Here is a 14,790-nt window from a genome sequence, read left to right as displayed (position 1 = left end):
GACCGCTGGCGCGCCCGGCCAGCAACCCCTGATGACCCACCGTCAGATCCTGCTCGTCATCTACGGCCTCATGGCGGGCATGTTCCTGTCCTCGCTCGGACAGACCGTCTTCGGCACCGCGATCCGCACGATCGGTGACGACCTGCACGGGCTCGACCAGCAGGCCTGGGTCACGACGGCGTACCTCATCACGTCGACGATCGCGACGCCGATCTACGGCAAGCTCTCGGACGTCTTCGGCCGTCGTCCGCTCTACATCTTCGGCATCGTGGTGTTCATCCTCGGCGCCGTGCTCTCGTCGATGTCCACCTCGATGCTCATGCTCGCGGCCTTCCGCGCCGTGCAGGGCATCGGTGCCGGTGCACTCATGTCCCTGCCGCTGGCGATCATGGGCGACATCCTCGCCCCGCGTGAGCGCGCCAAGTACCAGGGCTACTTCCTCGCCGTCTTCGGCATCTCCTCGGTCATCGGCCCGCTCATCGGCGGTCTGCTCGCTGGCGCGTCCGAGATCCTCTTCATCACCGGCTGGCGCTGGGTGCTCCTCATCAACGTGCCGATCGGCATCGCCGCGCTCGTCATGGTGATCGTCTTCCTGCACCTGCCGAAGGTGCACGACACGAAGGACAAGCCGGTCGTGGACTGGTGGGGCGCGACCGCGGTCATCGTCACCCTCGTCCCGCTGCTCCTCGTCGCCGAACAGGGCCGCACCTGGGGCTGGGGGTCGGCGGCCGCGATCGCCTGCTACGTCATCGGCGCGGTCGGCCTCGTCGCACTGCTGCTCATCGAGTCGAAGATGGGCGACGCGGCGATCATCCCGCTGAAGCTCTTCCGCTCGGGCACGTTCTCGATGGCGACCGTCATCGGCTTCCTCGTCGGGTTCGCGATGTTCGGCGCCATGCTGACCATCCCGCTCTACCTGCAGATCGTCGTCGGCCTCACCCCGACCGAGTCCGGGTTCGCCACGCTCCCCCTCGTCGGCGGCCTCATGATCGCCTCGATCGTCTCCGGTCAGATCGTCGCCCGCGTCGGCCGGTACCGGGTCTTCCCGGTGATCGGCACCGCGCTCGTCTCCGCCGGGTACGTCGTCCTGACCTTCATGACGATCGACAAGCCGCTCTGGTTCCTGATGATCGGCATGTTCCTCATCGGGCTCGGACTCGGTTCGGTCATGCAGTCCCTGACGCTCGCGTCGCAGGGATCGGTCGAGGCGCGGGACATGGGCGTCGCCACCAGCTCGGCGACCTTCTTCCGCCAGATCGGCGGCACGCTCGGCACCGCCGTGCTCCTGTCGATCCTGTTCTCGGTGATGCCGACGAACATCGTCCACGCGACGGCCGACAAGGCCGACCTGACGTCCGCACTCGACGCCGCACTCGACCCGCGGGTCGCCAGCGCGAAGGCGAACCAGGGCGTCATGGACCAGATCTGGAACCCGATCGTCGACCCGGTCCAGGACAGCATCGGCTCAGGCCTGGCGCGCGCCACCACCGCCGCGAAGCAGGCCGCCGACCAGGCCGTCACCGAGCAGGTCACCACCGCCGTCCAGGCGCAGGTCGCCGCCGGCACGCTCCCCGCGGCGGCCGCCGAGACCGTCATCGCACAGCAGGTCTCCGACGCCTCCCCGCAGGCCGAGGCCACCGCGCTCGCGACGGCAGCCGACAAGGCGCACGCCAGCGTCGTGGACGGCAAGCTCGCGGTCGACTGGGAGGACGCCGGACAGCGCACCTACTGGGTCGACCAGGTCGTCCCCGACCTCGCGAAGCAGATCGAGAAGGGCGCGCACGACGACTCGAGCGCATCGGCCACCAACGACACCTCGTTCCTGACCGGCGCCGACGCCCGCCTGACCCGCCCGTTCATGGCCGGCTTCAACGCCTCGTCCGTCGCGATCTACTGGGTCGGACTCGGTGTGATCCTCCTCGCGTTCGTGCTCACCTGGTTCTTCAAGGTGCCGCCGCTGCGGCAGCGCTCGGCCCTGCAGGAGCAGGCGGACATGTCCGCGCAGGCACAGCTCGAGACCGACGCCGGTCTCGCCGCTGCCGAGGCAGGCTCGTTCACCGGTCCGATGACCGGCTCCACCCCGACCCAGCGTCGGTGACCACCCGGGCCGCCCGTCCGCTCGCCGTCCCCTCGGCTGCGCGCGGGCGGCCCGTCCTCGTCTCTCCCACCCCGGAGGTCCTCCCGTGACCACCACGGCAGCACCCGCACACCCCGACGGCACCGAGCCGTGCACGCTCCGCGAGCGCAAGAAGCAGCAGACGCGCCAGGCGATCCACGACGCCGCCCTGACGCGCGTCACCGAGCAGGGGCTCGACGGGGTCACCGTCGAACAGATCTGCGCGGACGCCGACGTCTCCCCCCGGACGTTCTTCAACTACTTCTCGTCGAAGGCGCACGCCGCGATCGGGCTCGACACCGTCGAGGTCCCCGACGTCGTGCGGGACCGGTTCGCAGCCGCGGACGGCCGGCTCGTCGACGACGTCTGCACCCTCGTCGCGGACACCGTCCCGCTCGCCGCCGACCGCGCCCGCGCGAAGGAGCTCCTCGTCCGTCGTCCCGAGATGACCTCGATGGTGATGCGCTGGATGGCCGAGTCCCGTCAGGCCCTCATCGCCGCGGTCACCACCCGGACCGACGAGGACACCGCCCGCACGGCCGTCGCCCTCGTCATGTCGGCGCTGTCCGAGGCCGCCCACCGCTTCACCGTGCAGTCCCAGGCGGACCTGGCCGTCCGCCTCCGCGCCGTCGTCGCCGAGATGGTCGCGCTCGCCACCGCAGCGCCCGCCACGACCGAACGCTGACGCGCGGCGTCGTCGGGACGTCGGACGGGAGGCCCACCCGGCCCCGCGCCTCCCGGCCCGTCAGCGCGTCAGCCCGTCAGCCCGTCAGGAGCGTCGCTCCGGCCAGCCACCGCGACGGCGACGGTCGCGGAGCTCACGGAGGAAGGCGCTGGGCGTCGTGCCCCGCTCCTCCCGGAAGAGCTGCTGCAGGCGTCGCGGCCGGAGGCCGGCCGCCGCCGCGATGTCGGCCACCGAGCACGCCCCGTCCAGGTGCGCCTCGATGTAGTCGACCGCCCGCCGGATCCGCCACGACGACCCGCCGTCGGGGCGCTGCGACGTCGACGCACGCAGCGTCGCCGATGGGTCCTCGCCGAACCGCGCCCGGTAGGCGACGGCGAACCGGCTCGGGTTCGTGAACCGCCAGGTCCGGGCCACCTCGAGCACGCTGTTCGGCGACGCACCGCGGAGGAGCTCCCGCCGGACCTCGTCCAGGCGGTGGTCGCGCAGGAACCCGTTCGGCGTGACGCCGAGGGTGCGGGCGAACACCTCCTGCAGGCCGCGCTCGCTGAGTCCGGCTGCGGCCGCGATGGCCGGGACGGAGGGGCGGTCGCGTGCGTGCTCCTCGATGAACGCGATGGCGTCCCGGATCCGGCTCGCGGTCGGGACGTCGTCGCCACGGTCCCGCACGGGGAAGGTGTCGAGCACGACCGTGGCGAGCCGGCGGTTCAGGGCCGTCCGCATCGCGCCGCGCACCCGGTCGTCCATGAGCGTCGGGCTGACCTCACGGAGCAGACGCCGGAGCGGCCCGTACCGCGCGATGCGTTCGTCCTGCTGGTCGAACAGCACCGGCCCCGAGGGCATCCGGTAGCCGAGCTCGGCCGCGGTCCGGCGCAGGAACGCGTCCGAGATGTGCACGCCGTTGTAGACGGTGCCCTCGGAGGCGAAGCGGTACGCCTCGGACGCAGAGGCGATGTAGGGCGTCCCCGGCTCGATCACCCGGGACCGGTCCGCGAAGTGCATCTCGAGGCGGCCCTGCTGGAGCCAGAACAGCACGTGGTCGTCCCGCGGACCGATCACGCCACCACGACGGCCGCCGTGCGCGTTCATCGTGCGGAGCGTCAGGTCGGCGTCGCCGATCAGCGAGTACTCGTACCGCGTGCCCTCGGTCGCGAACGCGTCCGTGACCGTCGCGGTCGCCCCGACGAGGTCCCGACCGGAGTACTCGGACCGGAAGATCGCCGTGTAGTCCGCTCCCCCGGCGTCCGTGAACCGCTGTCGGCGGAACCCGTTGTCGTCGTCGATCGGTGGCACCGCGACATCATCCCATCCGGGGAACGCGGACCGTGACCGTCGTCCGCGGAGGGCCGGTCCGGGCGGCGCCGGTTCGGGCGCGACCCGTCAGCTCCGGAAGAGCGGCGCCCAGAACGCGTCCGGCCCGTCCTGCTGCACGGCCTCGCCGTCGAACCGGAACCCGTAGCCGCCGACGAAGTCCGCGGCGGCTGCGAGTTCGTCGACCCCGTCGTCCTGCGTGTGGTCGAAGAGGTGCACGCCGTGCCCCATCGGGACGCCGCTGTCGCTCACGATGGTGAGGTCCCAGCGGCCCTCCTCGGCGCGTTCGATGCGGACGACGGCGGCCTGGTCGGCGGTGAAGTCGGACATGACGCCGAGCCTACGCACGCGCGCCGGGTGCGGCGCCGGGAGCACGCGCGCCGGGAGCACGCGCGCCGGGCGGCGCCGGGAGCGGGCGGTGCCCCGGCGGCGTCCCGGGTCAGACGCCGGTGAAGAAGTCGGCGTAGGTGGGTTCGGCGGGCGTCGACCCGGACGTCCGGCGCGAGACCATCGCGTCGATCTCGTCGGGGTGGCTCAGACCGCGGCGGTGCCACTCGTCGGGCTGGCGGCGGAGGTCGTGGAGGGAGGGACGGATGCGCTCGTTCACGGTGCGCTCTTCCTGCTGGTGCGCTGGTCCCGAAGGGTTCGGAGGCGCACGGACCAGCATCCCGCGTCCGCCCGGCCGGACCAACCGCCGGGCTCCCGCGAGTACGCCGTCCGGACACGGTGTCCGCTGTGCGCACCGCCGTGGCCCTGCGGGTCCGCGCGTGCTCGGGAGGGGCACCCTCGCCCTGCCCGGAACGGCCACTCCCGGACCGGTCGGTCAGCCGCCGGGACGACGGCGGAGCGTTGCCGACGGCGGTTCGCCGAACGTGGCCGCGTAGGTGCCGGAGAACCGTCCGAGGTGCCCGACGCCCCACCCGAGGGCGACCTGCGCGACGGTGGTGGTGCTCGCGTCGGCGGCGGCGAGCTCGGCGCGCACCCGGTGCAGGCGGACCTGTCGCAGGAAGTGCATCGGCGAGGCACCGGTGTGCCGTCGGAACGAGGCCTGCAGGGACCGCACCGCCACCCCGGCCGCCTCGCTGACGTCGGTGATGGTGATCGGTCGCCGGGCGTTCGCGACCATCCACTCCTGGGCGGTCCGCATCGTCGCGGGTCCGCCGTCCAGGAGCCGGGAGGGCGGGACCGGCACGGCGTCGAACGCGAGCACGACCGCCTCGGCGACCGCCGTGTCGAGCGCAGCCCGGCGGTCGCGGGCCGTCGTCGGCTCGAGCAGGGCACCGGCGGCTCCGGACACCACGGCCTTGAGGCGCTGGAGGGCCCCCGGGTCCGCCTGCCGCGCGAACTGCAGCGGGGCCGGCAGGTCACCCTGTCGTGCGGCGGCGACGGACTCCAGGAAAGCGCGGTCGAACCGGATGACGTGCTGCGCGGTCGGCACGGCATCGAAGGCGAACGCCCGCCCGGCGGGGTACATGACCGGCACGCCGGGCTGCATCTCGACAGGGTCCGACGAAGCCGTGTCGAGCCGGATGCCCGGCGCGGACGCCCAGGCCAGGACGTAGTCGTCCCCGGGCTCGATGGTTCCCCAGCGACGCGCCGCCACCGAGGACGTCCCGACGGTCACCGCGTCGTCCCCGACGAGGCGGTAGCGCCACGAGAACCCCTCGGCGGCAGCCCGCCCGATGGAGATGTCCCGGCTCGAGTAGACGCGCTCGTAGAACGCGACCGCCTCGTCGACGGCGGAACCGCGGCGGTCGATGTGCACCAGGGGTTGTTCGACGGAGTCCATGCACTGCCAGGATGCCGACGACCTCCGACATCGCGCGCGTGACACAGACGAGCCCCGCACCAGGAGGTGCGGGGCTCGTCGTGGTGCCGGCGATGTGCCGGGCTCCGGCAGGGTCAGGCGCGAGAACGGCGGCGACCGGTGATCGCACCCCAGATGACGAGGACGATCAGCGCGCCGAGGATCGCGATGATCCAGGACTGGATGCTGAAGAAGCCGTCGTAGCCCACGTCGAAGATGAGGCCACCGAGCCAGCCACCGATGAGGGCGCCGATGACACCGAGCACGAGCGTGGCGAGCCAGCCGCCGCCCTGACGACCGGGGAGGATCAGCTTGGCGATGGCGCCGGCGATGAGGCCGAGGAGGATGAAGCCGAGGAAGCTCATGGGAGTGCCTTTCGAGACTGGCACCGCGAGGTGCCGTTGTGGTGCAGGGGTGTCACCCGGGGGCGACGGAGCGGTCGAGATCGACGCTCCCGGGACCGGAGAGTGCCGGTCAGATGGTGTCGAGCAGGCCGTCACGCGACTGCTCCGCGAACAGAGCCGTCATGTCGATGGCCTCGGTCGGGGTGTCCCCGTCGACGAAGGTGGAACTCGAGGGTGTCGAGTGCATCAGACCGGTCCTTCCGTGGTGGTGCGTGTACCGCTCCACCATGCTCCCCGTTCAGTAGTTAGGCACACTACACAGTAGGTGATGCGTTATCTGGAGCATCTGCAGGACCCCGGGAGGCCCGTACGGTCCGTCACACGACGCGCGAGACCTTCGAGACGGGCACGTGCGTGCCTCCGGTGAGGTGCACCAGGACCGGCACCTGACGACCGAGGGTCCGGTCGAGGGTGGTGATCGCGGCGTCCACTGCGTCGAGGACCGTCACGGCGTCCCCGCCACGGCGGACCGCGACGCGGAGCCGTGCAGCGCGGTGCTTGCGCACCCTGTAGACGTCGACCTTCGAGGAGACGACGTCGCGCACGCCGGCCAGCTCGTGGTCGATGACGTCACGGACGAGGGCGACGTTCACCGTGACCTCGTCGTCTCCGACCGACTCGCGGACGGCGATCGCGGTGCCGCCCCGCCCGCGGGTGAGGACCCAGACGAGCCCGAGCACGACCACGACGAGGCAGGCCGCCGCCACGACCCACAGCGAGGCCGCGGGGACCTCGACGCGGTCGGGGATGGTCACGTACGGCCGCAGTGCGTCCCGGACGGCGGGCAGGACTCCGGCACCCATCGCGAGTCCGACGACGACCGAGACGAGGCCGAGCACGAACAGGATCACCCGGTTGATGGTGCGGTTGCTCGATGTCATGACAGGGAGCCCTTCTCGCTGACGCGGACGGTGACGTGGCGGCCGAACCGCTCGTCGAGCTGTCCGAGCCGTTCGGCGACGGCGTGCTCGACGGCCGTGGAGTCCACCGGGATGCCGGACATCGGTACCACGGACACCTCGGTGCGGAGGCCGCGGGCACTCGCGGTGGTGTGCCCGTCGGGGACACCCGCGGCACGACCGGCGGCGTTCCGGGCGGTCGAGGCGACGATCGACGAGTCGATGACGACGGCGCCGCGGCCGTGCGCCACGACCGATCGGTGCTGGCGGCCGGGCTTGAGTGCCAGGACCACGAGGACGATCCCGGCGACGAGGAGCACCGCGGCGATGACCTCGATCATCGTCACGAAGGCCGCATCCGGTGCGAGTGCGGCGTCGACCGCCGTCTGCGGGTCGGCCAGGAGCGGCGGCGCTCCGATCGCACGAAGCACCGACTCGGTGCCGATCCACGCCGCGACCAGCACAAGCACCACCAGTGCCACGGACACGGCGGTCGACCGGGACCGGTACACGCTCCGGCGACGGAGCCGACGTTCGACGGGATTGTTGCTCATGGCGTCCTCTCCTACCGGACCCGGACGTCGCGCTCGCGCACGATCCCGGTCAACTCGATGCGGGCCGCGCCGACCCGACGACCGGTGAGGGCGCTCACGCGGCTCCGGATCTCAGCGGCGGCGGACGTGGTGCGCTCGACGAGGTCCGTGCCAGCGGCGATCGGGCCGGTGATGTCCATGGCCAGTGCCCCGGACGCGTCGCCGAGGTCCACCCGCACCCGCTTCGTGGGTGCCCCGAGCCGCTCGGCGGCGACGGCGCGCGCACACGAGGTGAGGGCGCGGGTGGTGATCTCGACGCGGCCCGGCACCGTGCCCGGGCCGTCCGTCACCGGGAGCTCCGGCGTCCGGTCAGCACGTCGGTCAGCGCGGCCCGGTCGACGCGTCCGGTTGCGAGTGCCGCGACGAGCGCACCCACGGCGGCGAACACGGCGACGAGGACGAAGCCCCAGAAGCCGAACTGCAGTGCTGCGACTGCCAGGAGGGCGCCGATCAGGGCGCCGGTCAGTGTGGCGCTCATGCGACGCGCGGCTCCTTCTTGTCCTCGTCCTCGTCGTCGTCACCCGGGATGAAGACGTCCTGGATCGTGACGTTGACCTCGGCGACCTCCATGCCGACGATCTCCTCGAGCGCGCGGGAGACCGCGGAACGCACGTCCTCGGCGACCTGCTGCAGGGGCACCGGGTACTCGGCGACGATGGTGATGTCGGCGGCGACCTGCTTCTCGCCGACCTCGACCTTGACGCCCTGGCTGAGGTCACGCTGCCCGATCGCACCGCGGATGGCACCGATGGCGCGGGCGGCTCCGTTGCCGAGCGAGTGCACGCCGGGGACGTCGCGGGCTGCGATGCCGACGACCTTCGCGACGACGGTGTCGTCGACGATGGTCTTCCCGGTGGACGTGGACGTGAGCGCCGAGCTGCCCGTCGACGTGGTCGCGACGGTGGTCGTGGTGGTGTCGGTCATGGTGTCTCCTTCCGATGGCCCGCCGGACGTTCCCAGCGGGTGCTGTTCACGGATGAGACGGGCTGGAGAGGACGTTCGTCACGGAAGCCGCGCGACTTCCAGGTCGGTCCCAGGATCGGCCGGTCCACACGCATCGACCTGTACCCCGACGGTCGCATGCTTCCGATTGCGGCTCAGCCGATGCGCGGAGCGGCACCGATCGAGACCGAGGGTCGTGCCCGCTCGGGGTACACGGCGCTGTGGACACCGGCTCCCCCGACGGTAGGAACGACCCATGACGGCGACCGCGTTCTGCCTCCACGCCCTCGGGTCGAGCTCCGAGGAGTTCGCCGCGTTGCGGACCCGCCTGCACGGCACCCTCGACCTCGTCGGCATCGACCTGCCCGGCTTCGGCACGAGTCCGGCCGCGAGCGGCACCACCGTCGAGGAGATGGCCGTGCTCGTCGAGCGTGCGATCGGGACCAGCGGCGCCACCGAGTGGGCGCTGATCGGGCACTCGATGGGCGGCAAGGTCGCCGCGGTCGTCGCCGGCCGCACGATGAGCGGCGCGAACGGCCTGTTCGGACTGCGGGCGGTCGTGCTCCTGGCGGCGTCGCCCCTCTCCCCCGAGCCGATGGACGAGGAACGTCGGCAGACCATGCTCGACTGGGCCGCCGACCACGAGATCGGGCCGGACGAGGCCGCCGCGTTCGTGGACGCGAACACCGCGGGCCAGCTGCCCCCGCACGAGTCCGCGATGGCCGTGCACGACGTGCAGCGGGCCGATCCGGCAGCCTGGAGGGCGTGGCTGCTGCGCGGCAGTCGCGAGGACTGGTCCGACACGATCGCGCCGAGTCCGGTGCCGGCCCTCGTGCTCGCCGGCGCGGACGACGGTGACCTCGGCCCCGACGCCCAACGTCGACTGACCCTCCCGCACTGGACCCGGGGCGAGTTCGACGTCGTGCCGGACGCCGCGCACCTCCTGCCCTGGGAACAGCCGGACGCGGTCGCCGACCGGATCCGGTCGTTCTGGACCCGACGCGTCGACCACGGGCCGACCGTCCCGACCGACTCCGCCCGTGTCGTCGCATCGCCGCGGGTGAGCGCCCGGACCCGCGGGGTGCTCGCGGAGCGCGCGCTCCCCGACGACCCGGCGGCGGAACCACGTGCACTGACCCCGCAGCAGCTCGACACCCTGCGCGCCGTCGCCCGGGTGGTCGTGCCGCAGGCCGCGGACCGGGCGATCGACCTCGCGCTGCGCGTCGACGCCCAGCTCGCCGCCGGTGCAGGTGACGGCTGGCGGACCGAGGGCATGCCCGCCGATCCGGACGCCTACCGGGCGGCACTCGACGTCCTCGCCCCGGTGGCCGCGGTGTCCGACGAGCACCTCGCCGAGGTCCTCGACGCCGTGGACGAGGGCACGTACTCGCCCGCCGGTGGGGTCCTCGACGCCGGGCAGTTGCGGGCGTGGTCCGAGGACGCCGGGGTCGACCTCGTCAAGCAGTGGCTCGCCCACCCCGCGACGATGGGCGCGATCGACTACGACGGCTTCGCCAACGGCGGGGACGGCGTGCGCAAGCAGGGCTTCCAGCTGCTGGGAGCCGGACAACGCGAAGCATGGGAACCGGGAGCGACACGATGAGACTCGACCACCAGCGCCGGTACGGCGAGGACGAGGTCGTCGACGTGGTCGTCGTCGGCACCGGTGCGGGCGGCGCACCGCTCCTCGCGAGCCTGGCCCGTGCCGGCCTGCGGGCCGTCGCGCTCGAGGCCGGCCGGAACACCGAGCCCGGCGACCACCTGCCCGACGAGGTCGAGGCACCGGCGGACATCAACTGGATGGAGGAGCGGATCAGCGGCGGCGGTGCCCCGACCGCCTTCGGTCCGAACAACAGCGGCACCGGTGTCGGCGGGTCGACGCTGCACTGGGGTGCCTTCACACCGCGGCCGAGCGCGCACGACCTGCACCTGCGGTCGGACACCGGCGAGGGCGTGGACTGGCCGGTCGACCACGCAGAGCTCGTCCGTTACATCGAGCAGGTCGAGCACGACGTGGGAGTCGCCGGCCCCGAGCACTACCCGTGGGACCCCGCACGTCGGTACGCGATGCGCCCGCCGGGCCGGAACGCCTCGTCGGACATGATGATGCGCGGCACCGCAGCCGTCGGGATCACCGCGACGGACGCCCCCGTCGCGCTCACCACCGAGGACCGGCACCAGGAGCACCACGGCCTCCGCCACGCCTGCGTCTCGTGCGGCTCCTGCCACCAGGGCTGCCGGAACGGCGCGAAGGTCTCGATGGACACGACGTACCTGCCGGCCGCCGTCGCCTTCGGTGCGGAGATCCGCGCCGAGGCGCTCGTGCACGGCATCGAGCTCGACGCCCGGGGCGAGGTCGAGGCCGTCGTCTACCGGCAGCACGGTCGCGAACACCGTCAGCGCACCCGTGCCCTCGTCCTGGCGGCCGGCGGGGTCGAGACGCCCCGCCTGCTCCTGCACACCGGGATCGCGAACAGCAGCGGTCAGGTCGGCCGGAACTTCACCGCGCACGGTGCCACGCAGGTCTGGGCCCGGTTCGACGAGTCGATGCGGTCCTACCGCGGCTACCCGTCCTCGATCATCACCGAGGACTTCGTCCGCCCGGCCGACGCCGACTTCGCCGGTGGGTACCTGATCCAGAGCCTCGGCGTGCAGCCGCTGACGTTCGCCACGTCGCTCGTGCGCGGGGGCGGGCTCCGCGGCGCGGCCCTGGTGCGGGCGATGCGGGACTACCCGCACATGGCCGGTGTCGGCATCAACGCCGAGTGCCTGCCGTACGACGACAACCGACTCGTCCTCGGCGACGAGGTCGACGAGCACGGGATCCGGAAGGCGACGATCACGTTCACGCCCGGCCCGAACGAGGAGGCCATCCGGCGCCACGCCGTCCGCACCATGACCGCGATCATCGAGGCCGCGGGCGGGCAGGACGTCCGCGTGCTCGAGCGCACCGCGCACACGATCGGCACCGCCCGGATGGGCACCGACCCCGGCGCGTCGGTGGTCGACGCGGCCGGTCGGTCGTGGGACGTCCCGAACCTCTGGATCGCGGACAACTCGGTCTTCCCGAGCGCGGTGATCGCGAACCCGGCGCTCACGATCATGGCGCTGTCCCTCCGGACGGCCGACCGCATGCTCCGCGCGGACGCTGCCGACGACCGCGCGCAGGGGCTGGTCGCCGCCGCCTGAGCGGTCCGGCCCACCACCCGTCGGACGGGAGGCCCGTGGCCAGGTCTCCCCGTGCCTCCCGTCCGGGCCCCGGCAGCGGGCGTGTCGGTGGGCGGTCGTAGCGTCGGCGCATGCCCGAGGGTGACTCCGTCCACCGGCTCGCCGCCCGCCTGCGGCAGGTCGACGGGGCGCGCGTCGTCAGCGGCGAGCTGCGTGGCGGCGGGGCCGCGGGTCGACGTCTCGCCGGGCGTCGGGTCCTCGCGCACGCGACGCACGGCAAGCACCTGCTCACCCGGTTCGACGACGGGACGACCCTGCACACCCACATGCGCATGCAGGGCTCGTGGACCGTCACGTCCCCGAGTCGCCGGCTGCCTCCGACCGTGGCGCGGCGGGCTCGCGTGCGTCTCGGGCTCGAGGACGGCCGGGTCGTCTGGGGCATCGACCTCCCCGTGGTGAACCTGGTCGACACCGTGGACGAGCACGCGGTGGTCGGGCACCTCGGGCCGGACCTGCTGCACGAGGACTTCGACGCGGCCGAGGCCGTCCGGCGCCTGACCGCCGAGCCGGACGCCACCGTCCGGAGCGTCCTGCTCGACCAGCGACGGGTGGCCGGACTCGGCAACCTCTGGGTGAACGAACTCGGCTTCGTCCGCGGCCTGCACCCCGACCGGCCCGTCGGGGACGTCGACGCCGATGCCCTGGTCGCGACGGCCCGGCGGATGCTGCACCACTCGGCGACCGTGCCGGAGGCGTACCAGGTCACCACGGGTCTGCTCCGACGGGGCGAACGGCACTGGGTGGTCGGCCGAGCCGGGCGGCGGTGTCTGCGCTGCGGCACGACGGTGGCCGCCCGGGACGACGTGGAGGTCGTCGGCTCGCCGGCCCGACGGGTCTGGTGGTGCCCGCGGTGTCAGCCGCCACCGAGCCCGTCCGGCCGACGACCCGCCGACCCCTGACCGCTCCTCCTCGTGCGCCCTACCGCGTCGACCGGACGGTGCTCACCCGCAGGTGCTCGAACGTGCTCGTCGACCCGGCACCACCGAGCGAGATGAGCCCGATGCGCGGCGTCGACCCGAGGTCGGCCGTCCAGGTGCCACCCCGGACGAAGTGGCGGCCGTCGATGCTCGTGTACGCCGTGTAGCGGTGCTCCCCGTCGACGACGCGGTGCACGATCCGGAGCGTGGTGGCGTCCCCGACCGGCCCGACGACCATGTTGCCGTAGCTCGGCGCACCGTCCGGCTGACCGCTGACCTGCTTGCCGAACTCGGTCTGCCGGGTGTTGAAGATCGAGTTGGACACCAGTCGGACGTAGTTCCCGTCGTCCCCGTACACGACGAGTCCGCCCTGCCGGTAGTTGAAGGAGTCACCGGTCGCCGGGGTGTCCATCCGCACCCGGGTCTCCACGACGTAGTCCCCGGCGGGTGCCGCTTCGGTCAGCACCGAGGCGAGCGGCGTCTGCGGCGGATGCAGGTCGGCGTCCTGGGTCTGCCACCGGAAGGCACCGCCGGAGACCCCGTACGTGGCACTGTCCGGCTGCCGGGTCCACGTGAGCGTCGGCGGCAGCGCGGTGCCGTCGAACTCGGTGGACAGCGACCGGATCGTCCGCGCCGGGACGTCGACCGGGGCGAGGCGCGGCCGGTACGCGGAGCGCTGCCCGGGCTGTGCCGCCGGGGCGGGCTCCACGGAGTCGGAGGGTCCTGCTCCCCCGCGCACCACGGGCCAGCCGCCGACCCAGTCGATCGGGTCGATGAGCGCCGGGCGCTTCGTGTACCCGGTCTGCCCGGCGTAGTACGGGTCGGTCCGGTCGACCGCGTGGTAGATCATCCAGTCCTGACCGGCGAAGTCGGTGACGACCGTGTTGTGGCCGGTGCCCACCCAGCGGTTGCCGTTCTGCGCGAGGAGGGGCGAGCCTCCCACCCGGGTGTCCGTGATCGCGACGCCGTCGCGGTCGCGGAACGGCCCGAGCGGGCTCTTCGAGCGGGCGACGAAGACGCCGTACCCGGTGAGCGATCCGTTGCAGCAGTTCGTCGCGGAGCCCATGTAGTACCACCAGCCGCCGTGCCGCATCAGGTACGACCCCTCGTACCGGTTGTCGATCGCGATCTGGCGTTCGGTCTCCGGACGCGAACGCAGGCCGTCGGCCGTGAGCTGCCGCACGTGCACGCCGCCGAAGTAGCTGCCGAAGTACAGGTAGGTCCGGCCGGAGTCGGTGATGACCTCGGGGTCGAACGACCACCGGAAGCCGTCACCGTTCGGCGCGGTCTGCGGCGCGACGACGGGTCCGCCGGAGTCCGTCCACGGTCCGGTCGGGCTGCTGCTCGTCGCGACCCCGATCGCGGAGCCGCCGCCGGTCGGACCGGTCGCCGAGGGGGTGTCCGACGCCGTGTAGTACAGGAACCAGGTCCCCGGCTTCCCCCGCGATCCGGCGCGGTACACGACGTCCGGGGCCCAGATGCCGTTCGCCTCGCCGACCCAGGCCGGCTTCGTGTCGAAGGCGTCGCCGACGTACGTCCAGTTCGTCAGGTCCGTCGACCGGTACGTCGGGACACTGTGCTGCACGAGTGCGCCGTCCGGGGTCGTCTCCGTCTCCGAGATCGCGTCGGTCGTGCAGTACAGGTACCAGTTCCGGTCGCGCCCGACCCCGTGCAGGGCGGTCGGGTCGGCGCAGCTCGCGGCCGTCTCGCCGTCCGGGAGGCGCAGGGCCATCGGGTTCTGGTGCGTCGCCGCCGGGGCGTGGTGGCGGGCGGTGGCGGGTGGTGCGGGAGCGGCGGTTGCGGGGCCGGCCAGGGCCTGGGCCCCGACGATGGTCACGGCCGCGAGGGTGATCGCGATGGTTCGGCGCACGGGACAGCCTCTCGTCGTTGA

The 14,790-nt window shown here is 72.7% G+C and carries 16 protein-coding genes; 5 read left to right on the top strand and 11 right to left on the bottom strand.

All coding sequences use genetic code 11. From position 1 onward, the window contains the following. The first annotated feature begins 31 nt into the window (after positions 1-31). Entirely contained in the window at positions 32-2,098 is a 2,067-nt protein-coding gene (locus DEJ32_RS11625; RefSeq protein ID WP_110901386.1) for an MDR family MFS transporter, read from the top strand. An 85-nt stretch (positions 2,099-2,183) separates the two neighbouring features. Continuing rightward, positions 2,184-2,801 (top strand): TetR/AcrR family transcriptional regulator, encoded by a 618-nt coding sequence (locus DEJ32_RS11620; protein ID WP_110823587.1) that lies wholly within the window; start codon positions 2,184-2,186, stop codon positions 2,799-2,801. Positions 2,802-2,885: 84 nt separating this feature from the next. Here DEJ32_RS11620 and DEJ32_RS11615 read toward each other — a convergent pair whose 3' ends face one another. The 10 genes from DEJ32_RS11615 to DEJ32_RS11575 all read right to left on the bottom strand — a co-directional run bounded on the left by DEJ32_RS11615 (position 2,886) and on the right by DEJ32_RS11575 (position 8,736). After that, positions 2,886-4,091 (bottom strand): AraC family transcriptional regulator, encoded by a 1,206-nt coding sequence (locus DEJ32_RS11615; RefSeq protein ID WP_110823586.1) that lies wholly within the window; start codon positions 4,089-4,091, stop codon positions 2,886-2,888. An 87-nt stretch (positions 4,092-4,178) separates the two neighbouring features. Next, positions 4,179-4,439, bottom strand: coding sequence for a hypothetical protein (locus tag DEJ32_RS16280; protein WP_110823585.1), 261 nt, complete (start codon positions 4,437-4,439; stop codon positions 4,179-4,181). Between the two features lie 109 nt (positions 4,440-4,548). Continuing rightward, on the bottom strand, positions 4,549-4,716 hold the full coding sequence (locus DEJ32_RS16275) for a hypothetical protein (RefSeq protein ID WP_181419415.1): 168 nt from the start codon (positions 4,714-4,716) through the stop codon (positions 4,549-4,551). A 216-nt stretch (positions 4,717-4,932) separates the two neighbouring features. Then, positions 4,933-5,898, bottom strand: coding sequence for a helix-turn-helix domain-containing protein (locus DEJ32_RS11605; protein ID WP_110901385.1), 966 nt, complete (start codon positions 5,896-5,898; stop codon positions 4,933-4,935). A gap of 113 nt (positions 5,899-6,011) precedes the next feature. After that, complete coding sequence (locus DEJ32_RS11600; RefSeq protein WP_110823582.1) at positions 6,012-6,281, bottom strand: GlsB/YeaQ/YmgE family stress response membrane protein; 270 nt, start codon at positions 6,279-6,281, stop codon at positions 6,012-6,014. Positions 6,282-6,637: 356 nt separating this feature from the next. Continuing rightward, complete coding sequence (locus DEJ32_RS11595; protein WP_110901384.1) at positions 6,638-7,201, bottom strand: hypothetical protein; 564 nt, start codon at positions 7,199-7,201, stop codon at positions 6,638-6,640. Next, complete coding sequence (locus DEJ32_RS11590) at positions 7,198-7,773, bottom strand: DUF6286 domain-containing protein (RefSeq protein WP_110901383.1); 576 nt, start codon at positions 7,771-7,773, stop codon at positions 7,198-7,200. Before DEJ32_RS11590 ends, DEJ32_RS11595 begins: the two co-directional genes overlap by 4 nt. Before the next feature lie 11 nt (positions 7,774-7,784). Next, the gene (locus tag DEJ32_RS11585; RefSeq protein WP_110890376.1) at positions 7,785-8,102 is read right to left on the bottom strand and encodes a hypothetical protein; all 318 of its coding nucleotides are present in this window, start codon (positions 8,100-8,102) and stop codon (positions 7,785-7,787) included. Next, complete coding sequence (locus DEJ32_RS11580; protein ID WP_110901382.1) at positions 8,099-8,290, bottom strand: DUF2273 domain-containing protein; 192 nt, start codon at positions 8,288-8,290, stop codon at positions 8,099-8,101. Before DEJ32_RS11580 ends, DEJ32_RS11585 begins: the two co-directional genes overlap by 4 nt. Beyond that, positions 8,287-8,736, bottom strand: coding sequence for an Asp23/Gls24 family envelope stress response protein (locus tag DEJ32_RS11575; RefSeq protein ID WP_110890377.1), 450 nt, complete (start codon positions 8,734-8,736; stop codon positions 8,287-8,289). Before DEJ32_RS11575 ends, DEJ32_RS11580 begins: the two co-directional genes overlap by 4 nt. Before the next feature lie 274 nt (positions 8,737-9,010). On the opposite strand from DEJ32_RS11575, the gene DEJ32_RS11570 reads away from it, so the two are divergent. The 3 genes from DEJ32_RS11570 (at position 9,011) to DEJ32_RS11560 (ending at position 12,881) form a co-directional block, all read left to right on the top strand. Further along, entirely contained in the window at positions 9,011-10,357 is a 1,347-nt protein-coding gene (locus DEJ32_RS11570) for an alpha/beta fold hydrolase (protein WP_110901381.1), read from the top strand. Continuing rightward, a complete protein-coding gene (locus tag DEJ32_RS11565) occupies positions 10,354-11,943 on the top strand; it encodes a GMC family oxidoreductase (RefSeq protein ID WP_110901398.1) in 1,590 nt (529 codons plus the stop codon). Before DEJ32_RS11570 ends, DEJ32_RS11565 begins: the two co-directional genes overlap by 4 nt. Before the next feature lie 110 nt (positions 11,944-12,053). Continuing rightward, positions 12,054-12,881 carry a DNA-formamidopyrimidine glycosylase family protein gene (locus DEJ32_RS11560; protein ID WP_110901380.1) on the top strand — a complete coding sequence of 276 codons (828 nt, stop codon included), beginning with the start codon at positions 12,054-12,056 and terminating at the stop codon, positions 12,879-12,881. 19 nt (positions 12,882-12,900) lie between these two features. Here DEJ32_RS11560 and DEJ32_RS11555 read toward each other — a convergent pair whose 3' ends face one another. Further along, a complete protein-coding gene (locus tag DEJ32_RS11555; protein ID WP_110901379.1) occupies positions 12,901-14,769 on the bottom strand; it encodes a family 43 glycosylhydrolase in 1,869 nt (622 codons plus the stop codon). Positions 14,770-14,790 lie beyond the last annotated feature (21 nt).

The sequence above is a fragment of the Curtobacterium sp. MCPF17_046 genome (genome assembly GCF_003224295.1).
Taxonomy (GTDB): domain Bacteria; phylum Actinomycetota; class Actinomycetes; order Actinomycetales; family Microbacteriaceae; genus Curtobacterium.
The sequence above is the reverse complement of the archived record's forward strand: the minus strand, read 5'-3'. Positions and strand labels throughout refer to the sequence as shown.